Annotated in this window: 15 protein-coding genes and 1 riboswitch; of the genes, 6 read left to right on the top strand and 9 right to left on the bottom strand. The window is 71.5% G+C overall.

Translation table 11 applies throughout. The annotated features are described in order from the left end of the window. Positions 1 to 100: 100 nt before the first annotated feature. The 5 genes from rfbB to AB0C66_RS31330 form a co-directional block, all read right to left on the bottom strand. Positions 101 to 1,075: a dTDP-glucose 4,6-dehydratase gene (rfbB, locus tag AB0C66_RS31350; RefSeq protein ID WP_362446199.1), complete on the bottom strand. Its 975-nt coding sequence runs from the start codon at positions 1,073 to 1,075 to the stop codon at positions 101 to 103. A gap of 11 nt (positions 1,076 to 1,086) precedes the next feature. Then, on the bottom strand, positions 1,087 to 1,959 hold the full coding sequence (rfbA, locus tag AB0C66_RS31345; RefSeq protein ID WP_362446196.1) for a glucose-1-phosphate thymidylyltransferase RfbA: 873 nt from the start codon (positions 1,957 to 1,959) through the stop codon (positions 1,087 to 1,089). Between the two features lie 173 nt (positions 1,960 to 2,132). Next, a complete protein-coding gene (locus tag AB0C66_RS31340; RefSeq protein WP_362446237.1) occupies positions 2,133 to 5,039 on the bottom strand; it encodes an AAA family ATPase in 2,907 nt (968 codons plus the stop codon). Between the two features lie 680 nt (positions 5,040 to 5,719). After that, on the bottom strand, positions 5,720 to 7,438 hold the full coding sequence (locus AB0C66_RS31335; protein WP_362446193.1) for a 3-hydroxyacyl-CoA dehydrogenase NAD-binding domain-containing protein: 1,719 nt from the start codon (positions 7,436 to 7,438) through the stop codon (positions 5,720 to 5,722). A 48-nt stretch (positions 7,439 to 7,486) separates the two neighbouring features. Then, positions 7,487 to 8,521, bottom strand: a complete 1,035-nt coding sequence (locus AB0C66_RS31330; protein ID WP_362446191.1) for a beta-ketoacyl-ACP synthase 3 — start codon at positions 8,519 to 8,521, stop codon at positions 7,487 to 7,489. Positions 8,522 to 8,808: 287 nt separating this feature from the next. Here AB0C66_RS31330 and AB0C66_RS31325 point away from each other — a divergent pair, with 287 nt between their 5' ends. Next, a complete protein-coding gene (locus AB0C66_RS31325) occupies positions 8,809 to 10,275 on the top strand; it encodes a lipase maturation factor family protein (RefSeq protein WP_362446188.1) in 1,467 nt (488 codons plus the stop codon). A gap of 10 nt (positions 10,276 to 10,285) precedes the next feature. Here the strand turns inward: AB0C66_RS31325 and AB0C66_RS31320 are convergent, their stop codons facing one another. Next, the gene (locus tag AB0C66_RS31320) at positions 10,286 to 11,290 is read right to left on the bottom strand and encodes a cation diffusion facilitator family transporter (RefSeq protein WP_362446185.1); all 1,005 of its coding nucleotides are present in this window, start codon (positions 11,288 to 11,290) and stop codon (positions 10,286 to 10,288) included. 327 nt (positions 11,291 to 11,617) lie between these two features. Here AB0C66_RS31320 and AB0C66_RS31315 point away from each other — a divergent pair, with 327 nt between their 5' ends. Continuing rightward, positions 11,618 to 11,860, top strand: coding sequence for a hypothetical protein (locus AB0C66_RS31315; protein WP_362446182.1), 243 nt, complete (start codon positions 11,618 to 11,620; stop codon positions 11,858 to 11,860). Between the two features lie 135 nt (positions 11,861 to 11,995). On the opposite strand, the gene cobN is transcribed toward AB0C66_RS31315, so the two are convergent. Continuing rightward, positions 11,996 to 15,619 (bottom strand): cobaltochelatase subunit CobN, encoded by a 3,624-nt coding sequence (gene cobN, locus AB0C66_RS31310; protein ID WP_362446179.1) that lies wholly within the window; start codon positions 15,617 to 15,619, stop codon positions 11,996 to 11,998. A gap of 31 nt (positions 15,620 to 15,650) precedes the next feature. After that, a riboswitch (cobalamin riboswitch) is annotated at positions 15,651 to 15,801 on the bottom strand. 46 nt (positions 15,802 to 15,847) lie between these two features. On the opposite strand from cobN, the gene cobG reads away from it, so the two are divergent. From cobG to AB0C66_RS31295, 3 genes are read left to right on the top strand one after another with little or no spacing between them, the layout of a single operon-like run. Then, positions 15,848 to 17,359: a precorrin-3B synthase gene (gene cobG, locus AB0C66_RS31305; RefSeq protein ID WP_362446176.1), complete on the top strand. Its 1,512-nt coding sequence runs from the start codon at positions 15,848 to 15,850 to the stop codon at positions 17,357 to 17,359. Then, entirely contained in the window at positions 17,356 to 17,997 is a 642-nt protein-coding gene (locus AB0C66_RS31300; protein WP_362446173.1) for a precorrin-8X methylmutase, read from the top strand. Before cobG ends, AB0C66_RS31300 begins: the two co-directional genes overlap by 4 nt. Further along, complete coding sequence (locus AB0C66_RS31295; RefSeq protein ID WP_362446170.1) at positions 17,994 to 19,556, top strand: precorrin-2 C(20)-methyltransferase; 1,563 nt, start codon at positions 17,994 to 17,996, stop codon at positions 19,554 to 19,556. Before AB0C66_RS31300 ends, AB0C66_RS31295 begins: the two co-directional genes overlap by 4 nt. On the opposite strand, the gene AB0C66_RS31290 is transcribed toward AB0C66_RS31295, so the two are convergent. Then, complete coding sequence (locus AB0C66_RS31290) at positions 19,541 to 20,347, bottom strand: cobalt-precorrin-6A reductase (protein ID WP_362446168.1); 807 nt, start codon at positions 20,345 to 20,347, stop codon at positions 19,541 to 19,543. The two genes, AB0C66_RS31295 and AB0C66_RS31290, sit on opposite strands and share 16 nt — an antisense overlap. Positions 20,348 to 20,448: 101 nt before the next feature. Here AB0C66_RS31290 and AB0C66_RS31285 point away from each other — a divergent pair, with 101 nt between their 5' ends. Continuing rightward, a complete protein-coding gene (locus AB0C66_RS31285; protein ID WP_362446165.1) occupies positions 20,449 to 21,585 on the top strand; it encodes a cobalt-precorrin-5B (C(1))-methyltransferase in 1,137 nt (378 codons plus the stop codon). Between the two features lie 7 nt (positions 21,586 to 21,592). On the opposite strand, the gene AB0C66_RS31280 is transcribed toward AB0C66_RS31285, so the two are convergent. After that, on the bottom strand, positions 21,593 to 22,399 hold the full coding sequence (locus tag AB0C66_RS31280) for a hypothetical protein (protein ID WP_362446162.1): 807 nt from the start codon (positions 22,397 to 22,399) through the stop codon (positions 21,593 to 21,595). Positions 22,400 to 22,507: the final 108 nt, after the last annotated feature.

The following is a 22,507-nucleotide window of genomic DNA, read 5'->3' as shown; positions in this document are numbered from 1 at the left end:
GAGTCATCGCAACTACCCCTAACCGTTCCCACCCCTAATCTGCGGATAGGGGTGGCCCGGGAACGGCGCCCTGGAAGCCGGGAATCCGTTCAGGAAGCCGTCAGCGCTTCTTCAGGGGTTCCCACCAATCGCGGCGCTCCATGTACCACTTGGCGGTTTCCGCGAGGCCGTCGTCGAAGGAAATCTCGGGCCGGTAGCCGAGTTGTCGGGAGATCTTGGTGATGTCGACCGAGTAACGGCGGTCGTGGCCCTTTCGGTCGGGCACGCTCTCGGCCATCGACCAGTCGCTGCCGAGCAGTTCGAAGATTCGCTGGGTGAGTTCGAGATTGGTCAGTTCGGTGCCGCCACCGATGTTGTACACCTCACCCGGTTCCCCCTTCTCGGCGACCAGGGCGATACCCCGGCAGTGATCGTCCACGTGCAGCCAGTCGCGGATGTTCCCCCCATCGCCGTACAGCGGTACCCGTTTGCCGTCCATGAGGTGGGTGATGAAGAGCGGGATGACCTTCTCGGGGTACTGGTACGGGCCGTAGTTGTTGGAGCAGCGGGTCACACAGACGGGAAGTCCATGGGTGCGGTGGAATGCCCTGGCGAGCAGATCGGACGATGCCTTCGACGCGGAGTAGGGGGAGTTGGGCTCCAGTGGCCGGTCCTCGGTCCAGGAGCCCTTGTCGATGGAGCCGTATACCTCGTCCGTGGAGACGTGGACGAACTTTCCCGCTCCGGCGTTGGCCGCAGCGTTGAGCAGGGTGTGGGTGCCCAGCACATTGGTCCGCACGAATTCCTCGGCTCCGGATATCGAGCGGTCGACATGTGATTCGGCGGCGAAGTGGACCACGAGCTCGGTGTCGCGCAGCAGTTCTCCGACGAGTTCTCCGTCGCAGATGTCACCGCGGACGAAGTGGAGCCGGGGGTTGTCGGCGACCTCGGCGAGGTTGGCCTCGTTGCCCGCGTAGGTGAGCTTGTCGACCACCACGACCTGGGCATCCGCCAGGGCCGGGTACGCCCCGGTCAGCGTCCGCCGGACGAAGTGGGAGCCGATGAAACCCGCGCCGCCGGTCACAACTATGCGCACTGGAGACCCCTTCAGCGGTGATTGGCCGCGATGTCCATGAGATATTGCCCGTAGTCCGTCTTGCTCAGCTGCTCGCCGAGTTCATGGCAGGCCACGGCGTCGATGAAGCCCATACGGAAGGCGATCTCCTCGAGACAGGCGATCCGCACTCCCTGGCGTTGTTCCAGAAGCTGTACATACTGCCCGGCCTGGAGCAGTGAGTCATGGGTCCCGGTGTCCAGCCAGGCGAATCCACGGCCCAGACTGACCAGCCGAGCCTTTCCGCGTTCGAGATAGACACGGTTGACGTCGGTGATCTCCAGTTCTCCGCGTGCGGAGGGCTGGACGTTCTTGGCGATGTCCACGACGTCGTTGTCGTACAGATAGAGCCCGGTGATCGCCAGGTTGGATTTGGGACGGGCCGGTTTCTCCTCCAGGGAGATCAGCTGGCCGTGTTCGTCCATTTCCCCGACGCCATAGCGTTCGGGATCCTTGACCCCGTAGCCGAAGAGCACACAGCCGTCGACCGCGCTCGCCTCGTGGTGGAGCATCTTCGAGAATCCAGGGCCGTGGAAGATGTTGTCGCCGAGGACGAGCGCCACCGGATCGTCACCGATGAACTCGGCGCCGATGAGGAATGCCTCGGCGATGCCATTGGCCTCGGTCTGCTCGGCGTATTCGATCGTGAGGCCCAGCTGGCTGCCGTCACCGAGGAGCGCCCGGAACAATCCCACATGGAGTGGGGTCGAGATGATCAGGATTTCTCTGATGCCACCGAGCATCAGCACCGACAGCGGATAGTAGACCAGGGGTTTGTTGTAGACGGGGAGGATCTGTTTCGACACCGCGTGGGTCAGGGGATGCAGTCGGGTACCGCTGCCTCCGGCGAGGACTATGCCCTTCATACGGCCAGAAACTAGCAACGCCGAGTGCCGGTGTTCCAGGCTTGGTGTGAGTGATAGGGGTGTTTTCAGGGGTGGTGTGGAACCAGATGTGGGACAGGGGTGGCCCCGTGGTGCGGCCACCCCTGCGATATCTCTCGGCACGCCGCCCGGAAGGGTCCGGCGGTAGTGTTGAGTCAGGCGATTTCATCGACTTCCGCGCGCAGCGCGGACGGCAACTCCTGACGGCTTCTGATATTCAGCTTCCGGTAGACCCGCGTCAGATGCTGTTCAACCGTGCTGATGGTGATGTACAGATTGGCCGCTATTTCGCGATTGGTGTAGCCGTCCACCGCCAGGGCGGCTACCCGCGCCTCGGATTCGCTGAGCTTGGAGCCCAGGGACGCGGGTACCGCCGTCTTCGCGCCGAGCGGCCCGCGCACCGTCTGCACCACCTGCCGGGGGTCTCCGGGATCCAGTCCGGAGTCGAGCCGGATCCGGGCACACAGCTCCTCGGCACCGCACTCCTTGGCCATCTGCCAGGCCCGGCTCATGATGGCGTGGGCCCTGCCGTGGTCGCCCGAGGTGCGCAGGGCGCCGCCGAGGTCGTCGAGGGCGCGCGCGAGCTCCAAGCGGTCGCCCGAGCACTGGAGTTCCTCCACCGCCTGGCCGAGCAGCCGGGAGCGCTGCTCGTGATCTCCCGCCGCGGCCAGTAAACGCAGGGAGACGCCGCGGACCCGGGGGTCGCCCACGCCGGTCCGGGAGAGTTGTTCGGAGACCAGGGTCGCCGCCTTCTCCCGCTCCCCCAGCTCCAGCCACGCCTCGGCGGCGTCGGAACGCCAGGGCAGCAGCGCGGGCTGGTCGAGTTCCCAGTGCTGGGCCAGCTTGCCCGCCATGAGGAATTCGCCGAGCGCCGCGTTGAAGCGTTTGGTCGCCAGGTAGTAGCGGCCCCGGGCGCGGGTGTAGCCGAGTCCGTAGATGGAGCGGAACAGCGCCTCGGGGACCGGGCGGCTGAGCTGGCGGGCCGCCGCGTCATACTTGCCCATCGCGGTGTAGGCGAGGATCTGGCTGGCCAGCGGGCCGCCGATGAAGACGCTGCCGTCCCGGCCGGGCACGATGTCCAGTGCGGTGGTGGCGTACGCGGCGGACTCGACGAGATTGCCCTGCCGCAGCGCGATCTCGGCCCGGATCGAGGCGAAGATGGCCCGCCACCCCGGTGACCGGCGCCGCTCGGCCTCGTCCATCAGCGAATCGCACCAGGGGGCGGCCTTGTCCGGACGGCCCGCGTACACCAGCGCGTTCACCGAGTTGACGATGGGCTCGAAGGTGGCGTCGGTCAGCGGGGAGACCTCGAGCACCTTTTCGGCGGCGGCGACGGGTGACTCCTCGCGCTCCCCGCCACCGAAGAAGCCGGTGAACGCGGCCGTGATGGTGGACAGTGAGGACGGCCTGCGGGAGCGCGCCGGTGCGCGGAACGCCCCGCCGTCCGTGCCGGGCCGGGTGGCGCTGCCGGAGCCGCGTTCCGGGGCGGCGGGGTCCTGGGGGCCGGAGTCCTGGGGGCCGGAGTCCTGGGCCCACCGGGCGGTCATCCGGAACTGGGACAGGTTGGTGGGGGCCGTACCGCTCATGACGGCCTTGAGGCGGCCGATGGCGCCGCGCGCCTCCTCGATCCTGCCGTGGGCGAGCAACAGCTCGATCAGCCGCCCGATATGGGAGGCGGGGAGCCGCTCGGCGCGCAGTGCCGCGAGGGGTTCCTCCAGCAGCCGTTCGGAGGCGGAGGGGTTGAGCCGCCACATGATGCCGGCGGTGCCGATCCGGATGCTCGCCCGCAACTCCTCGTCGTCACAGGCGGCGTAGGCAAGTTCCAGGCAGGCCACCGCCAGTTTCGCGTCGTCCTCGGCGAGGGCCTGCTGTGCGGCGTCGCGCAGCAGGGGCACGGCCCAGGGTTCGTCGGCACAGTGGGCGGCGAGGAGGTGGCGGGCGACGGCGAGGGTGGCCCCGCCGCCCTGGTGCAGCAGTACGGCGGCGCTGCGGTTCATGTCCAGCCGGATGCCGGGGTCCATGTCCTCCAGCACGGCCGCCTCGACGGAGGAGTGGCGGAAGGCGAGGCCGTCGATGAGACCGGCGCCGGTGAGGGCGGCCACTCCGCGCTGGATGCCCGCGGGGCCGAGGCCGAGCAGCCGGGCGAGCAGGTCCGGGGAGGCGGACGCGCCGAGTACGGCGATGCCCTCGGCGAGCCGGGAGACGGTGTGACCGCTGCGGTAGACACAGGTGAGCACGGCCTGGACGAACATATCCCCGACCATGGGCTCGACTGCGCGACTTGGCCGTGGCGGCACTCCCGCGGTGCGGTAATCGTCCATCAGCGCGCGTAGCAACAACGGATTACCGCCGCTGACCTCATACCAGTTGTAGGACACATCAGTTGAATCCGGGAGTCCCAGGCGGGTGGTGAGCAACCGTGCCGTCTCCTCCCAGGACAGCCGTTCCAGGCGCAGCCGCTGGAAATTGGGCTGGCGGAGCAGCTCGGTATTGAAGATGGCGTCTTTCTGCTCACTGTCCGTCGCCTGGGCGAACACCATGAGCAGCTTCGCGGCGTGGGAGCGGGTGGCGAGGTACAGCAGGTACTGGAGCGACAGCCGGTCGACGAACTGGAGCTCGTCGACACAGATCACCACGGGCTCGCGGGAGGCGAGTTCATAGAGCGCGGCGCGGAACTCACGCGCTCCCTGGACCTGGGTCAGGGGGACGCCGGGGGTGGCGCCGCCTGCGGTTTCGAGGAGTCCCGCGGCGCCGAGGGCGCCGTGGTCGAGGGCCCGGCGCAGCCGGTCGGCCGTGGCCTTGGGCAGCCGCGGGGAGTCGAGGAGCTGGCGCAGGGTGCCGAGTGGCGCGGGGTCGGCCGACGAGCCGTACGCCTTGAGGACGAGGGCCCCGGCCTTCGCGGCATGAGTCGTGACGGCTTCGAGGGCATGGGTCTTGCCGCAGCCCACGCCACCTTCGACGAGGACAATGCCCGCCTCGCCGGACAGGCATCGGGAAAATACCCTCCGAAGCCTTTCGAATTGTGCGTCGAATTGCCTAGCTCTGGCAAATGAAAAGACCACTGCTCGCACCCCCGAATGCGACGCGAAGCATTGCACACGTCAGCTCAACGCCTCCCGGCAAGCTATACGCCTGCCAGCTACGCCACCATGGCCGCACGTAAAATCACCGTTAACGAATTACTAATTCTGGCCGGAGCGTCCGGTGGTCACCGGATATCGGCGCTGATGGATCATCTCCACCCCGGTTACATCAATGCCACCGGAGTCGACAGAGGCTTGATTAACCGAGCATCACCCCCGTTCACGTGGGCATTTGCAAGAGATGGCCAGCATACACGAGAGCCCCTAGGGCGACCCCTGAACATTCGGCGCCATCCTTGACTCCATCAGTACTCGATCACGGATAGGGTGAGCTGGAGGAACGCCGTTCGAACACTCATTTGCCCGATTTGCTCGGTAATGCGATCCTTATGTCCGTTGCCGGTGGTAACAAGAAACGATTCGCCCGGAATTCCCTAGCAATAAACCGAGGGTGCTCGGCTTCTCAATTCCGGTATCGCTGAATTCCTGGAGCACGGGCCACCTCAGGACTATTCCCATGGCATGTTCCATGGCCTTGCCACGGTTCCTGGACATGCCGAATCGGCGCGTCCCGCGGGGTGTCCGCGGGACGCGCCGACGCCGTGCTCGGCCGGATCGCCGGCCCGCCGGGGAAGGGGGCGGATCCGGCCGGACGCGGCTCAGCCGTCGTGCGGATACAGCCCCTTACCGGCCTTGCGCCCCAGGTGACCGGCGTGGACCAGTCGCTCCAGATGGGCGGCGGGGGTCAACTCGGGCTCCCGGAAGGTGCGGTGCAGAGTGCGCTGGATGGCCAGGGACACATCCAGCCCGATGATGTCCAGCAGCCGCAGCGGGCCCATGGGGTAGCCCTGTCCGGCCGTCATCACCGTGTCGATCTCCTCCGCCGTCGCCCCGCCTTCCTGAAGCATCGCCACCGCCCTGTTGAGATAGGGGAAGAGCAGGGCGTTGACGATGAAACCGGCGCGGTCCGGGCAGTCCACCGCGCGTTTGCCCAGCGCCGCGGCCACCGCGTGGGCCGTGCCCCGCGCCTCCGGGGAGGTCAGCACCGTATGCGCCACCTCGACCAGCCTCATCATTGGAGCCGGGTTGAAGAAGTGCATGCCGACGACGTCCTCGGGCCGGTTCGTGGCCATCGCGCACTCGATGACGGGCAGGCTGGAGGTCGAGGTGGCGAGCACCGCGCCCGGTCGGCACACCGCGTCCAGACCGGCGAAGACCGCGCGCTTGACGGCGAGGTCCTCCGCCACCGCCTCGACGACCAGGTCGCAGTCGCGCAGCGCGTCCATCGCGCACCCCGTCGCCAGCCGGTCCATCGACGCGCCGAGCACCTCCGGCGCCAGCTTGCCGCGCCGCACCCCGCGCTCCAACGACCGCTCCACGGCGGCCCTGGCCTCCTTCGCCCGCAGCTCACCGCGGGCCACCAGCACCGTCGGAAGGCCCGCCCGCGCGCACACCTCCGCGATACCGACGGCCATCGTGCCCGACCCCACCACACCGATCCGCCGCACCGGACGGGACGGTGCGGTCGCCGCCGGGCCACCGCCGGTGCCGCCCGGGGCGGTGTCGCCCGCCCCGTAGGCGTAGAAGCCACGCCCGGCCTTCCGGCCGGTGAGACCGGCGGCGACCATATGGGTCAGGGTGGGCGCGGGGGCGTAACGCGGGTCGCGGGTCCGCCCGTACAGCGCCTCCAGGGTGTCGTGCGCGGTGTCCAGACCCATCTCGTCCAGCTGAGCCAGCGGTCCGCGGGGCAGTCCGCAGCCGAGGGTCATGGCGGTGTCGATACTGTCGCGCGAGGCGTAGCGCCGCTCGTACATGGTGACGGCGTCGTTGAGGTACGCCAGGGTGAGCGCGCCCCCGAGGAACCCCGGCCGATCGGTCACCGGCACCGGGACGCACCCCAGGTCATGGATCAGCTGCCCGATGTCGGCCAGGACCGCGGCGCCGGTGAGCGGGGTGCCGACCACCTCCACGGCGGCGCCCTCGCGCACCGGGCCCAGCGGGAACAGATGCAGCCCCACCGTGCGGTCGGTACGTCGCGCGCCGAAGGCGATCTCGGTCACCGACAGTCCGGTGGTCGTGGTGGCGAACACGGTGTGCGGCGGGCAGTCGGCGTCGAGCCGGGCGAACAGTGCGCACTTGGCCTCGAGCCGTTCGGGAAGCGCCTCGATCACCAGAGCCGCCCGCGCGGCCCGGGCCGGGTCGGTGGTGAACTCGACGCCGTCCCCGGAACCGGTGATCCGCGCGCGGCCGCGCCGCAGCGCCGTCTCGTCCGCCTCCACGGCGATCACCTGACGGCCGCCGCGGACCAGCAGCTCCACGAGGTGGGAGCCGGTGGTGCCGAGGCCGAACACCGCGACGGTGGGAAAGTGGTGTGCCATGCCGATGGGTCCTTTCACGTCCTGGGCGTCGGCGGGCGGTGCGGTCTCTCACGCACCGCGGGCGCCGTCGCCCTGCCACCTGATGAGTGCGGCGCCGAGCGACATCCCGCCGCCGAACCCGGCCAGCAGCAGCAGTTCGCCATCGCCGAGCAGGCCCTGCCGCCTGGCGTCGTCGAGGGCGAGCGGGATGGACGCGGCGCCGGTGTTGCCGTGCTCGGCCACCGTCAGGTGGGTGCGCGCCCGTGGCAGTCCGAGCCCCGGCAGGGCCTTTGCCAGCAGCACACCGTTGGCCTGGTGGGGGATGAAGTGGTCGACACATCCGGGGTCGACGCGCTCTGCCTTGAGCAGGTCGTGGACGGCGCGGGGCAGCCGGGACAGCACATAGTCACTGACCTCCCGGCCACGCATCCGGAAGAAGTGGCGACCGTCCGCCACCGTCTTCTCCGAGGCCGGTTCCCGGCTGCCGCCCGCGGCCACCCCGATCAGTTCGTGGTGGGCGCCGTCGCTCTCCAGCAGTGACCCGCACAGTCCGCGGCCGGGGCGCGCCGGGCCCAGCACCACGGCCCCGGCGCCATCGCCGAAGAGCACCGCGGTGCGCCGGTCGGCGCGGTCGATGACGCGGGAGTAGAGGTCCGCCCCGATCACCAGGGCATAGCGGGCCGGTCCGCCGGGGTCGATCAGCCGTGCGGCCGTGACCAGGGCATACACAAAGCCGCTGCACACCGCGTTGAGGTCGAACGCGGCGGCGTTGACCGCGCCGAGCCGGTGCTGCACCAGACAGGCGGTGGCCGGCTGCGGATGGTCGGGGGTGGAGGTGGCCACCACGATCCAGCCCAGCCGGGTGGCGGGGACACCCGCGTCGGCGAGCGCGGCACGCGCGGCCTCGACGGCCAGGTCGGAGGTGGCCTCATGGGCGGCGGCGTAACGGCGGCCGCGGATGCCGGTCTTGGCGAGGATCCACTCCGGGGTCACCCCGGCGCGTTCGGCCACCAGCTCGTTGGACACGGTCTCGGCCGGCAGATACCCGCCGGTGCCGAGGATCCCCGGGGGCGGATCGTCGGGGCGGACGGGGTGCTCGGTCATCTGGATCTCCCGACCGCTGCGGTCTCCGCCGTCGCCGTCGCTGTGGTCACTGAGTGCGGGGTGGGCAGTCCGCGGCACGCCGTGCGAAGCGGTGTGCCGCCGGATGGCTGCCGTGCACCGACGCTACGTACCGCGGGCGGCATGGATAACCCCTAACCCCGGTCACCCCTAGGCCCCCTACCGAATGAACTCCCGGACGGTCATGCCCCGGCGTCCCGTGGGCACCCGTCGAAGGTGGTACGGATACACGCAGGCCGAGGCAGCGACTGGCCCGAGGAGCGGCCCCCATGGAGTGGTTCACCTCAACCGACTACTGGCTGAGCCGTCTGGTGTTCCAACGGGGGCTGGCCGCCGTCTACCTGATCGCCTTTCTGGTGGCGGTCGGCCAGGGACGTGCGCTGCTCGGTGCCCGGGGGCTGACTCCGGTGCCGCGTTTTGTGGCCCGGGTGCCGTTCCGGGAGTCGCCCAGCCTCTTCCATCTGCACTACTCGGACCGGTTCTTCGGTGTCTGCGGCCGGCTGGGCGCGGTGCTCTCGGCCGCGTTGCTCGCGGGGGCGGCGGACCGGGTGCCGCTGGGGGCGGCGATGGCGGCCTGGCTGGTGCTGTGGCTGCTGTATCTGTCGATCGTCAACGTGGGGCAGGTGTGGTACGGCTTCGGCTGGGAGTCGCTGCTGCTGGAGGCGGGGTTCCTCGCCGTCTTCCTGGGCAACGCGGACACCGCGCCACCCGTGCTCGTCCTGTGGCTGCTGCGCTGGCTGCTGTTCCGCGTCGAGTTCGGCGCGGGACTGATCAAGATCCGGGGCGACCGGTGCTGGCGGCAGCTGACGTGTCTGTACTACCACCATGAGACCCAGCCCATGCCCGGGCCGCTCAGCTGGTACTTCCACCATCTGCCCAAGCCACTGCACCGGGTGGAGACGGCGGCCAACCATGTGGCGCAGCTGGTGGTGCCGCTGGCGCTGTTCACCCCGCAGCCGGTCGCCGGTGTGGCCGCCGGTCTCATCGTGCTGACCCAGCTGTGGCTGGTGGCCTCCGGAAACTTCTCCTGGCTCAACTGGCTGACCATCCTGCTGGCCCTGTCCGCGGTCGACGGCCGGCTGATGGCCGAGGTGCTGCCGCTGCCCGAGCCGCCCGAAGCGGCCGCTCCCCCGGTGTGGTACCAGGGGGTGGTGCTGGTGGCCACCGCGCTGGTGGTGGTGCTCAGCTACTGGCCCGCCCGCAATCTGCTGTCCGGCCGTCAGCTGATGAACTACTCCTTCAATCCGCTGCACCTGGTCAACACCTACGGGGCCTTCGGCAGTGTCAACCGCAGCCGCCAGGAAGTGGTGATCGAGGGCACCGACGAACCGGTCATCACCCCGGCCACGGTGTGGCGGGAGTACGAGTTCCGGGGCAAGCCGGGTGAGGTGCGGCGGATGCCGCGCCAGTTCGCCCCGTACCATCTGCGGCTGGACTGGATGATATGGTTCGCCGGGATCTCACCGGCCTACGCCGGGTCGTGGTTCTCCCCGCTGGTGGCCAAGCTGCTGGTGAACGACCGGGCGACGCTGAAGCTGCTGCGGGTCTGTCCGTTCCCCGACGCCCCGCCCTCCCATGTGCGCGCCCGGCTGTATGTGTACCGCTTCACCACCCGGCAGGAGCGGCGCGCCAGTGGGGACTGGTGGCACCGCACCCTGCTGACCGAGTTCCTGCCACCGGTACGGCTGGAGAACGTGGACCCGGACGACCGCCGCCCCCACCGGCCGCGCCCCTGACCGTGTTGTCCTATGGCGCGGCGCGGTGCACCGGGCCGTGCGCGGTCAGACAGTGCTCCGCCCGCGTGGCCATGGCGTCGTAGTGGCCACCGTCCGGCCCGGGTGGTGAGGTGTGCTCATCGGCGTGGTCGACCTGGAGGGTGGTGTGGGTGATGCCGTACTCCCGCTCCAGCACCTCTTCGAGGCCCTGCCGCACCGCGTGGCAGTCGCCGAGCGGGGCCACCAGCACATGGGCGGAGAGCGACACCTCCCCCGAGGTGATCTGCCAGACATGCAGATCGTGCACCTCGATCACCTCGTCGTGGGACACCAGCCGGTTGCCCACCTCGTCCGGTTCGACCCCGGCGGGGGCCGCCTCCAGCAGCACCCGGCCGGAGGCCCGTACCAGGTCCGTGCCCGCCTTGAGCATCAGGGCGACCACGACGAGCGCGGCGATCGCGTCGGCGCGGGCGAAGCCGGTGGTGACGACGACGAGTCCGGAGATGGCGGTGGCGATGAAGGCGTAGAGGTCGTTCAGCACATGCTGGAAGGCACCCTCCACATTGAGCGAGGAGCGGTTCGCCTTGGACATGCACCAGGCGGCCGCGATGTTCACCGCGACCCCGACCAGCGCGGTGATCAGGGTGAGCCCGCCGGTCACCTCGGGTGGATCGAGGAGCCGTTCCACCGCCTCGTATCCGAGCAGCAGACCGAGCAGCAGCAGAGAAAGTCCATTGGCCTGTGCGGAAAGGATTTCCGAGCGCTTGAGCCCATAGGTGTAACCGCCGCGCGCGGGGCGGGCGGAGAGCCGGATCGCGATGAGCGCGAGCACGATCGACGCGGCGTCGGTGAGCATATGGGCCGCGTCGGAGAGCAGGGCGACCGACCGTGCGATCACCCCGATGACCACTTCCACCAGCATGAATGAGGTGATCAGCGCCAGGGCCAGGGACAGCCAGCGACGGTCGGCGTTCTCCGCCACCCCGTGTGCGTGCCCCTCGTGGCCCTCGCCGTGCCCATGCGTATGAGCGCCCACCCGCTCCTCCTCCGGATCGCCTTCGGAACAGCGCAATTGAAACAGCACGGAGGCGAATTCGGCAAAGGCTGCAATGGACACGGTTATCAAGAGAGTTTAGGGCTCATCAATTTCTCTCGTGAATTCGGCAACGCTTTTCATTGTCATACCGAAATGTGGACACCGGGCGGGAGCCGGACGCCGGGCAGGCGTGGCGGCGGGGAGACGCGGCCGCGGGCCGTCGCCGGGACTCGCTGAGATGTGCGAAGCCACGCCGGTGCGGGTGAGCTCGGTCCGTGGAAGGTGACCTGACGGGGCGTGGCGCGTTGGCCGACTATGACGACGACGATGCGACGCCGTTCTCTCTCGCAGCCGAGCAGAGCGCTGGACCGGAGCACCGAAGGTGGCGGAACGGTTCATCAGACCGTTCACCAGTCGGCATCCGTACCGATCTACGCGGCGATGGTCGAGCGCTGGGCGTCCGCGGGCCGCGCGATCCCCGGACGCTACGACCGTGAGTGGACCGAGTTGGTGAACTGCCCGCCCTGGCCGGACCGGGTCCGCGCGGCCGCCCGGCCGTCGGGCGACTGAGCCACCCCGGGCGCGGCGCGGTCCGCGGTCCCCGTCGGCCGCACGGCGGGGGCCGGTCCCCGTGAACCGGCCCCCGCCGTGCACCCCGCGCGGTTGCGCGCGCCGCGTCGGCTCGCCCGACGCCTCCGAGGCGGCTCAGTCGTCGCCCTCGAGACCGCCCTCGGTCTCGAGGTAGAGCTCCCGCACCCGCTCCAGCACCTCCGGATCGGGTTCGGCCCACATGCCACGGCTCTCCGCCTCCAGCAGCCGCTCGGCCATACCGTGCAGCGCCCAGGGGTTGGCCTCCTCCAGGAACGCGCGGTTCTCCGGGTCGAGCAGATAGCTCTGCGCGAGCTTGTCGTACATCCAGTCGGCGACCACACCGGTGGTGGCGTCGTAGCCGAAGAGGTAGTCGACGGTGGCGGCCAGTTCGAACGCCCCCTTGTAGCCGTGGCGGCGCATCGCCTCGATCCAGCGTGGGTTGACCACCCGGGCGCGGAAGACCCGGGACGTCTCCTCGTGGAGGGTGCGGGTGCGGACCGTCTCGGGGCGGGTGGAGTCACCGATGTACGCGGCGGGCGCGGTGCCCTTCAGCGCGCGCACGGTGGCCACCATGCCGCCGTGGTACTGGAAGTAGTCGTCCGAGTCGGCGATGTCGTGCTCACGGGTGTCGGTGTTCTTCGCCGCGACCGCGATCCGCCGGTAGGCGCTCTCCATCTCCTCGCGGGCCGGACGCCCCTCGAGACCGCGCCCGTAGGCGTAGCCGCCCCAGACCGTGTACACCTCGGCGAGGTCGGCGTCGGTGCGCCAGTCACGGCTGTCGATCAGCTGGAGCAGCCCGGCGCCGTAGGTGCCGGGGCGGGAGCCGAAGATCCGGGTGGTGGCGCGGCGCTCATCGCCGTGGGCGGCGAGGTCGGCGCGGGTGTGCGCCCGTACGTAGTTGTCCTCGTCGGCCTCGTCGAGGGAGGCGGCGAGCCGTACGGCGTCGTCCAGCAACCCGACGACATGCGGGAACGCGTCCCGGAAGAAACCGCTGATGCGCAGAGTGACATCGATCCGCGGGCGGCCGAGCTGGCCGGGCTCGACGGGCTCGAGCCCGGTCACCCGCCGCGAGGCGTCGTCCCACACCGGGCGGATGCCCAGCAGCGCCAGCGCCTCCGCCACGTCGTCGCCGGAGGTGCGCATCGCACTGGTGCCCCACAGCGAAAGGCCGACGGAGGTCGGCCACCGGCCGTCGTTGTCGGCGCGGTAGCGCTCCAGGAGCGAGTCGGCGAGCGCCTGGCCGGTCTCCCAGGCCAGGCGGCTGGGTACCGCCTTGGGGTCGACGGAGTAGAAGTTGCGGCCGGTCGGCAGCACATTGACCAGACCGCGCAGCGGGGAGCCGGACGGGCCCGCCGGGACGAAGCCGCCGCCGAGCGCGTGTACGGCGTGGTCGATCTCGTCGGTGGTGGCGGCCAGCCTCGGCACCACTTCGCGGGCGGCGAAGTCGAGGATCGCGCTCACCGGGGTGCGCTGCGCGTCGGGCAGGGTGAGGACGGCCTTCTCGACCGCCTCGGGGTCCCAGTCCGCGTCCTCCATCGCCTGGACCAGTGTGCGGGCGCGCTCCTCGGCGTCGTCGGCACCGGTGCGGGTGGCGGCGGACTCGTCCAGGCCGAGCGCCTCGCGCAGCCCGGGGAGCGCGGTGGTGCCGCCCCAGATCTGGCGGGCGCGCAGGATGGCCAGCACCAGGTTGACACGTGTGGGTCCGGTCGGGGCGGCACCGAGGACATGCAGACCGTCGCGGATCTGGGCGTCCTTGACCTCGCACAGCCAGCCGTCGACATGGAGCAGGAAGTCGTCGAAGCCGTCGTCGTCGGGGCGGTCCTCGAGACCGAGGTCGTGGTCCAGTTTGGCGGCCTGGATCAGGGTCCAGATCTGGGCGCGGATGGCGGGCAGCTTGGCCGGGTCCATCGCGGAGATGGCGGCGTACTCGTCGAGCAGCTGCTCCAGGCGCGCGATATCCCCGTAGGAGTCGGCGCGGGCCATCGGCGGCACCAGGTGGTCGACCAGGGTGGCGTGGACCCGGCGCTTGGCCTGGGTGCCCTCGCCCGGGTCGTTCACCAGGAACGGGTAGACCAGCGGCAGATCGCCGAGCGCGGCGTCGGGGCCGCAGGCGGCGGACAGCCCCGCGTTCTTGCCGGGCAGCCACTCCAGGTTGCCGTGTTTGCCCAGGTGCACCATGGCGTCGGCGCCGAAGCCGCCGTCGGCCCGCGGGGTGGCCATCCAGCGGTAGGCGGCCAGGTAGTGGTGGGAGGGCGGCAGATCGGGGTCGTGGTAGATGGCGATGGGGTTCTCGCCGAAGCCGCGCGGCGGCTGGATGACGATCAGGAGGTTGCCGTGGCGCAGCGCGGCCAGCACGATATCGCCGTCCGGGTTGCGGCTGGTGTCGACGAACATCTCGCCGGGCGGCGGCCCCCAGTGCTCCTCGACCGCGTCGCGCAGCTGCTCGGGCAGGGTGGCGTACCAGCGGCGGTAGTCGGCGGCGGGGACGCGGACCGGGTTGGCGGCGAGCTGCTCCTCGGTCAGCCACTCCTGGTCATGGCCGCCCGCGTCGATGAGGGCGCGGATCAGGTCGTCGCCGTCGCCGGAGACCAGACCCGGGACCGCGTCCGGCCCTTCCTCCGGGCCGAGGTCGTAGCCCTCGGCGCGGAGCCGGCGCAGCAGGGCGACGGCGCTGGCGGGGGTGTCGAGGCCGACGGCGTTGCCGATCCGGGAGTGCTTGGTCGGGTAGGCCGAGAGCACCAGCGCGAGACGCTTCTCCGCGGCGGGTATGTGGCGCAGCCGGGCGTGTCGTACCGCGATTCCGGCGACACGCGCGGCGCGCTCGGGGTCGGCGACGTACACGGGCAGCCCGTCCTCGTCGACCTCCTTGAAGGAGAACGGCACGGTGATGAGACGGCCGTCGAACTCGGGGACGGCGACCTGGGTCGCGGCGTCCAGCGGGGAGAGCCCCTCGTCGTTCGCCTCCCAGGCGGTGCGTGAACCGGTCAGACACAGCGCCTGGAGCACGGGGACGTCGAGCCGGGCGAGCGCGCCCGCGTCCCACGCCTCGTCGTCGCCGCCCGCGGAGGCGTCGGCGGGCCGGGTGCCACCGGCGGCGAGCACGGTGGTGACCACCGCGTCGGCCGCGCCGAGGGCCTCGATCAGCTCGGTCTCGGGGGCGCGCAGCGAGGCGACGAAGAGCGGGAGCGGACGGCCCCCGGCGTCCTCCACGGCCCGGCACAGGGCCTCGACGAAGGCCGTGTTGCCGCTCATGTGGTGGGCACGGTAGTAGAGCACCGCCACGGTGGGGCCGCCGGCCGTACGCGCGGTGCGGTCCAGCGCGCCCCAGGTGGGGGCGGGGGCGGGCGGTGCGAAACCGTGGCCGGTGAGCAGCACGGTGTCGGAGAGGAAGCGGGCCAGCTGATCCAGGTTTCCGGGACCGCCGTGGGCGAGGTAGGCGTGGGCCTCGGCGGCGATACCGACCGGGACCGTGGACGCCTCCATGAGCTGGGCGTCCGGGGCCTGTTCACCGGTGAGGACCACCACGGGACGGTCGCCCGCGAGCAGTACGTCGAGCCCCTCCTGCCAGGCGCGGACACCGCCGAGCAGCCGTACGACGACGAGGTCGACGCCCTCGAGGAGGCCGGGAAGGTCGTCGAGTGCGAGCCGGGCCGGATTGGCCAGGCGGTACGGCACCGGGCCCGTGGCGGCACGGGCACTGAGCAGGTCGGTGTCGGACGTCGACAGCAGCAGAATCATGGCTCGGCGCCTTCCTCGGGGTCCGCGCCCCGGGCGGGTTGAAGACGGCGGGAGTTCCTGGCTCGCCCGGCTGCTGCCGTGCTCACAGTGGCGGGACCGCGCCGGAATCACACCGGCTTCCTCCCCTGACGCCGTCTGTTGCGTCCGGCGAGCCGGGACGGCCCGCCGCTGAGCATAGTAAGCGTTGCTGACCTGCCACGGGACGGAGAGGGCCGGGGAATCGTCGGTATGCTCGCCGCCATGCCCCTCCCCCCGACAACCGTCCCACCAGGGGATCAAACGCCCGTCGCCGGTGTCCGGGCCCGCTCCGCCGCGGTCCGGGCGGTCTCTGCCGCTCGCGGTGGGCGCGATGACGCATGCCCCGGCGCACTGCGGCTTCACTCGGCGCATGACGGCGCACTGGCCCGTATCCGGCTGCCCGGAGGCTTGCTGACGGGTTGTCAGGCCGAGGCGCTCGCCGGGGCGAGCGAGGAGTTGGGCGATGGCCGGGTGGACCTCACCTCCCGGGGAAATCTCCAGCTGCGCGGGCTGGACGAGGGGTGCGGAGCGCGGCTGGCGGAGCGGTTGCGGACGGCCGGACTGCTGCCGTCGGACGCGCACGACCGGGTGCGCAACATCGTGGCGTCACCGCTGGCCGGTCTCGACGGCGCCGGACACGCCGACACCTCCGTGTGGGCACGGGAGTTGGACGCGCTGCTCTGCGCGGCCGGACCCGGCGAGTCGACGGGCTTGTCGAGATTGTCGGAGTTGTCGGGGCGATTTCTGTTCGCGCTGGACGACGGACGGGGCGATATCGCCGCCCTGGGCGCGGATGTGACATTGATCGCAACACCGGACGGCGGCGCCGTACTGCGGATGGGATCCGCCGGATCCGAAGGTCCGGCCGGTGCCGTGGTGCGTGTCACGGCGGCCGGGGACGCACCGCGCGCCGCCGCGCTGGCGGCCCTGGAATTCCTCATCTGTGCGGACGAAAGCGGCATCCGGGCCTGGCGGGTGTGGGAGCTCCCCGCGCAACACGCCGTGACGGCCGAAGGATTGGCGGCACGACTCGGCGAGGCGGGCATCGGTCATCACACGGACACCGGCCCTGAACCACCTGAACTCGGTCCGGGAGCGGCACACCACGGCCCCACGCCGGGGACGGTGGCCGGACCGGACGGGCGCCACACGGTGTCCGTGGCGGTGCCGCTCGGCCGGATGAGCGCCGCACAGTGGCGGCTGCTCGCCGCGCTCGCCTCCCGGGACGGGGCCGATGAGCTGCGTGTGACACCCTGGCGCGGCGTGGTGCTCCCGGGGTTCACCCGGCAGGGCGCCCTGGCCGCGGCGGACACACTGGCCGAAGCCGGGCTGGTGACCGATCCGGACTCACGGTGGCTCGGCGTCGGTGCCTGCACCGGTCTGCCCGGCTGCGCGAAGTCGCTGGCCGATGTGCGCGCCGACGCCGAGCGGACGGTGGCGGGCGCCGCGGCGGACGGCGGGCCTCATACCGCCTTGCCGCCGGTGTACTTCTCCGGCTGTGAGCGGCGCTGCGGCCATCCGGGCGGCCACTGGGTGGACGCGCTGGCGACCGGCGAGGGCTATCGCGTCACCGTACGGGGCACAGCGGAGACGGCACCGGAGACGGCGGAGTCTCCCGGGCCCACGGACGGCGCGGACGGAACAGGCTCGGACGGAACAGGCGTGGACGTGACAGCAGAGCAGGTGGCCGACGCCGTGGCGGCGGCCCGCGGAACGAGATGATCGAGGGCACAGTGTTCGACTACGAGAAGGACGGGGCGGCCATCTACCGCGCGTCCTTTGCCACCATCCGCGCCGAGGCGGATCTCGGTGGCCTCCCCTCCGACGTCAGCCAGGTCGCGGTGCGGATGATCCACGCCTGCGGCATGGTCGACCTGGTCCGGGACCTCGGGTACTCGTCCGAGGTGGTCTCCCGCGCCCGCGCCGCGCTGCGCTCCGGCGCGCCCATCCTGTGCGACGCGCAGATGGTCGCCAGCGGTGTCACCCGCAAGCGGCTGCCCGCCGGCAACGACGTGGTGTGCACCCTGTCCGACCCCGGGGTGCCGGAGTTGGCGCGGGAGATGGGCACCACCCGCAGCGCCGCCGCGCTGGAGCTGTGGCGGGACCGGCTGGAGGGTTCGGTGGTGGCCGTCGGCAACGCTCCCACCGCGCTCTTCCGGCTGCTGGAGATGATCGAGGAGGGCGCGCCGCGCCCGGCCGCCGTCATCGGGGTGCCGGTCGGTTTCATCGGCGCCGCCGAGTCCAAGGAGGCGCTGGCCGGACATCCGGCGGCGCTTGACCATCTGGTGGTGCGCGGCCGACGCGGTGGCAGCGCCATGGCCGCGGCCGCGGTCAACGCGATAGCGAGCGAGGCAGAGTGAGCGAGCAGCAGCAGGGCCGGCTCTACGGTGTGGGGCTCGGCCCCGGCGATCCGTCGCTGATGACGGTGCGGGCCGTGGAGGTCATCGCCGAGGCCGACGTGATCGCGTACCACAGCGCCCGGCACGGCCGGAGCATCGCGCGTGCCATCGCCGAACGGTATCTGCGGCCCGAGCACATCGAGGAGCGGCTGGTCTACCCGATCACCACCGAGTCCACCGATCACCCCGGCGGCTACCGGGGCGCGATGGAGGAGTTCTACGCCGAAGCGGCGGCCCGGCTCGCGGCCCATCTGGACGCGGGGCGCACGGTCGCGGTGCTCGCGGAGGGCGATCCGCTCTTCTACGGCTCCTATATGCATATGCACAAGCGGCTGGCCGAGCGCTACCCGACCGAGGTGATCCCCGGGGTCACCTCGGTGAGCGCCGCGGCCGCACGGCTCGGGGCACCGCTGGTGGAGGGCGAGGAGGTGCTGACGGTGCTTCCCGGCACGCTGCCGGAGGAAGAGTTGACCGCCCGGCTCGCCTCGGCGGACGCCGCGGCCGTGATGAAGCTCGGCCGGACCTTCCCGACGGTGCGCCGTGCCCTGGAGCGTTCGGGGCGGCTGGCGGACGCCCGGTATGTCGAGCGCGCCACGATGGGCGCGGAGCGCACCGCGCCGCTGGCCGAGGTGGACCCGGCGACGGTGCCGTACTTCTCGGTGGCGGTGCTGCCGAGCCGGGTCGGCGCGGCCCCGGCCACACCGGACGAAACGCATGACACGAACGAGGCGGAGGGCACGAACGAGGCGGGCGGGGCTGATACGGCGGGCCCGGGTGAGGTCGTGGTCGTCGGCCTCGGCCCGGCGGGTCCGCTGTGGCTCACCCCCGAGGCCCGCGGCGAGCTGGCAGCCGCCGGGGACCTGGTCGGCTACACCACCTATCTGAACCGGGTGCCGGTGCGGCCGGGCCAGCGGCGGCACGCCTCCGACAACAAGGTGGAGGCCGAGCGCGCCGAATTCGCCCTGGAGCTGGCCCGGCGCGGACGGCGGGTGGCCGTCGTGTCCTCGGGCGACCCCGGGGTGTTCGCCATGGCCACCGCCGTACTGGAGGCCGCGTCCGAGGACCCCTACCGCGAGGTGCCGGTGCGGGTGCTCCCCGGGATGACGGCCGCCCACGCCGCCGCCGCCCGCGCGGGCGCGCCGCTCGGCCACGACTACGCGGTGGTCTCGCTGTCCGACCGGCTCAAGCCGTGGGAGGTCATCGCCGAGCGGCTGCGCGCCGCGGCCGCGGCCGACCTGGTGCTCGCCCTGTACAACCCCGGCTCGCGCAGCCGGGTGTGGCAGGTCGGCAAGGCGCGTGAACTCCTCCTGGAGCACCGCGCGCCCGACACACCGGTGGTGATGGGCCGTGACGTGGGCGGCCCCGAGGAGCGGATCCGCATCGTACGGCTGGCCGATCTGGACCCGGCCCAGGTGGATATGCGGACCATCCTGCTGATCGGCTCGTCCCAGACCCGTACGGTGCGCCGCGGCGACGGCACCGAGATCGTCTGGACGCCGAGACGCTACCCGGAGGACTGACCGGTGGCGGGCCGGGGCCCGGCCCCGGCCCGCTCCGCGAGCGTCGTCCGAAGCCAGGCCACGGCCTCGTCCGGTGCCCCGGCCACCGTGACGCCCTCCGGGGCGGGCGGGCGGCTGACCACGACCACCGGGAGTCCGGCCTCGCGCGCCGCCGTGAGCTTGGCGGCGGTGGCGCGCCCCCCGCTGTCCTTGGTCACCACCACGTCGATACGGTGGCGGCGCAGCAGCTCCGCCTCGCCCTCGAGGGTGAAGGGCCCCCGGTCGAGAAGCACCTCCGCACGCGGTGGGACCGGTGGCTCGGGGGCGTCGACCGAGCGGATCAGGAACCACTGCTCGGACAGGTGGGCGAAGGCCGCGAGCCCCATCCGTCCGGTGGTGAGGAAGACCCGCTCCCCCAGCCCGGGCAGCAGCCGCGCGGCCTCGGCCAGGGACGCGGCCGGGTGCCAGCGGTCCCTCGGGCCCGCCACCCAGCCGGGGCGGCGCAGCGCGAGCAAAGGAACATGGACGGACGCGGCGGCGCGGACCGCGTGGAGACTGATGGTGGCGGCGAAAGGATGGGTGGCGTCGATGACCGCGTCCACCTGGTGTTCACGGAGCCAGCGGGCCATGCCCTCGGTGCCCCCGAACCCGCCGATCCGCACCCGTCCCACCGGCAGCCGCGGTGCGGCGACCCGCCCCGCGAGGGAGCTGGTGACGCGCAGCGCGGGGTCGCCGTCCAGCTCGGCGGCGAGGCGGCGGGCCTCGGTGGTGCCGCCGAGGATGAGTACATGGCGCGCCGGAGCGCTGTTCATCGGATGCCTTCCGTCCTGCGTGAGGTCGTGTGCGGGACCGTACGCGCACAGCTGCGCGCCGTCGGCCGCGCGCCCGTCATCGTATGCGCGGCGGGTGGACCGTGGCTGAGGCCCAGCAGGCCAGTGGCCGCGGCGCCCAGCTGGAGCGCACCGGGCTGCGCCACGGCTGGACCACCGGGGCGTGTGCCACGGCCGCCACCACGGCTGCGTACACCGCACTGCTCACCGGGGACTTCCCGGACCCGGTGACGATCGAGCTGCCGAAGGGGCAGCGGCCCGCGTTCGCGCTGGCGGCCGAGGAGCTGGCCGGGGGCCGGGCGATGGCCGCGGTGGTGAAGGACGCCGGGGACGACCCCGATGTCACCCACGGCGCACTGGTCCGGGCCACGGTACGGGCCCTGCCGCCCGGTGCCGGAGTGGTCTTCCGGGCCGGGCCGGGGGTGGGCACGGTCACCCGCCCCGGGCTGCCGCTCCCGGTCGGCGAACCGGCCATCAACCCGGTGCCGCGTCAGATGGTGCGCGACCATATCGCGGCGGTCGCGGCCCGGTACGGCGGAACCGGCGATGTCGAGGTGGAGATCTCGGTGGACCACGGTGAGGAGATCGCCCGCAGTACGTGGAATCCGCGTCTGGGCATCCTCGGTGGTCTGTCCATCCTCGGCACGACGGGCATCGTGGTGCCGTACTCCTGCTCGGCGTGGATCGACAGCATCCGCCGCGGGGTGGATGTGGCCCGGGCGGCGGGGCGGCGGCATGTGGCGGGGTGCACCGGTTCGACGTCGGAGAAGGTGGCGGTGGCGGTGCACGGGCTGCCGGAGGACGCGCTGCTGGACATGGGCGACTTCGCCGGGGCCGTGCTGAAGTATCTGCGCCGCCACCCGGTGGACCGGCTGACGGTCGCCGGTGGCTTCGCCAAGCTGTCCAAACTGGCCGCGGGCCATCTGGACCTGCACTCCTCGCGCTCCCAGGTGGACAAGGGCTTCCTGGCCGGGCTGGCCCGCCGGGGCGGCGCGGACGAGGAGCTGGCGGCGGCGGTGACCACGGCCAACACCGGCCTGGAAGCGCTCCAGTTGTGCGTGGCGCGCGGGGTGCGGCTCGGCGATCTGGTGGCCGCGGCCGCCCGTGACACCGCGCTCGGTGTGCTGCGCGGGGCGCCGGTCGCGGTGGACGTCATCTGCGTCGACCGCGCGGGCACGGTCGTGGGCCGCGTCGGCGAACGCGGCCCACGCGACGGCTGAGCCGAGGTCAGTCCACCGAACTGGGCAGGTGCACCGCCAGCTCGAGGCTGTTCTGGTCGGTCACGTCCGCGTCGATGGCCTGCTGCCCCTTGGTGAAGTGGGTGCCGCCGTCGGTGGGCACCTTCCAGCCGTCGTTCTGGAGCTCGGGGATGAAGGTCTTCAGGGTGGACAGCGAGCTGTTCTCGTCCCCGGCCCGGCGGTAGGAGAACACCAGCGTGTCATCGGCGCGGCTGCGCAGGGAAGTGAGCTGTGCCTGCGGCGGCAGCGGGAGATACCCCTTGGCGGTGGGCAGGTCGATCATCAGGTTGAGGGTGCCGCCTTCGCTGTCCAGGAACAGCCGCTGGTGGCCCCGGGTGAGCGCGCCGTCGTTCTCCTCGTAGCCGCTCTTCATGAAGCGTTCGCCGAGAGTGCTCTCCGCGCGCGCGGGCGATCCGTCCACCCCGTACTGGAGCAGGAGGGTGCTGTCGTCCTGGCCCGACGCCGTCTTCGGGCGTACGGCGTCGGGCAGCGGGAGGGCCACGTGCCGGGTGTTGTCGGCGGTTCCGCCCGCGCCGTCCGACGCGTCGCCACCGTCCGATCCGCCGCCACCGGCGTTGGTGTCGCTGCCGCCCGTGGTGGTGCCACTGGACGAACCGGAGGAGTCCGCGTCTCCCCCCGACCGTTCACGGTCGCCGCGCCCGTGCCCGTCCGCGGAGGTGGTGGCCTTCGACGGCGCGGACTCGTCCGAGTCCGGGCCACAGGCCGTCAGGGAGAGGGCGAGCGCCGCGGGGGTCAGCAGGGCGGCGGAGAGGGTGGCCAGGGGCCGGGAGCGCATGGTGATCACTTTCGGGTCGACTCAGGTGGGGGGTGGGTGAGGGCGCGCCGCGTCTCCGGATACGCGGCGGCGATCACCGGTCCGCCACATTAGTCACCCATGTCCCAG

The sequence above is a fragment of the Streptomyces sp. NPDC048636 genome, assembly GCF_040650655.1.
Classification (GTDB): Bacteria; Actinomycetota; Actinomycetes; order Streptomycetales; family Streptomycetaceae; genus Streptomyces.
The sequence above is the reverse complement of the archived record's forward strand: the minus strand, read 5'-3'. Positions and strand labels throughout refer to the sequence as shown.

Bases quoted from the DNA above. Each gene is read 5' to 3' on its own strand.
- AB0C66_RS31290 (WP_362446168.1), bottom strand. From the start codon at position 20,347: ATGAACAGCGCTCCGGCGCGCCATGTACTCATCCTCGGCGGCACCACC.
- AB0C66_RS31335 (WP_362446193.1), bottom strand. From the start codon at position 7,438: ATGGCACACCACTTTCCCACCGTCGCGGTGTTCGGCCTCGGCACCACC.
- AB0C66_RS31300 (WP_362446173.1), top strand. From the start codon at position 17,356: ATGATCGAGGGCACAGTGTTCGACTACGAGAAGGACGGGGCGGCCATC.
- AB0C66_RS31325 (WP_362446188.1), top strand. From the start codon at position 8,809: ATGGAGTGGTTCACCTCAACCGACTACTGGCTGAGCCGTCTGGTGTTC.
- cobG (WP_362446176.1), top strand. From the start codon at position 15,848: ATGCTCGCCGCCATGCCCCTCCCCCCGACAACCGTCCCACCAGGGGAT.
- AB0C66_RS31280 (WP_362446162.1), bottom strand. From the start codon at position 22,399: ATGCGCTCCCGGCCCCTGGCCACCCTCTCCGCCGCCCTGCTGACCCCC.
- AB0C66_RS31330 (WP_362446191.1), bottom strand. From the start codon at position 8,521: ATGACCGAGCACCCCGTCCGCCCCGACGATCCGCCCCCGGGGATCCTC.
- AB0C66_RS31315 (WP_362446182.1), top strand. From the start codon at position 11,618: ATGCGACGCCGTTCTCTCTCGCAGCCGAGCAGAGCGCTGGACCGGAGC.
- rfbA (WP_362446196.1), bottom strand. From the start codon at position 1,959: ATGAAGGGCATAGTCCTCGCCGGAGGCAGCGGTACCCGACTGCATCCC.
- cobN (WP_362446179.1), bottom strand. From the start codon at position 15,619: ATGATTCTGCTGCTGTCGACGTCCGACACCGACCTGCTCAGTGCCCGT.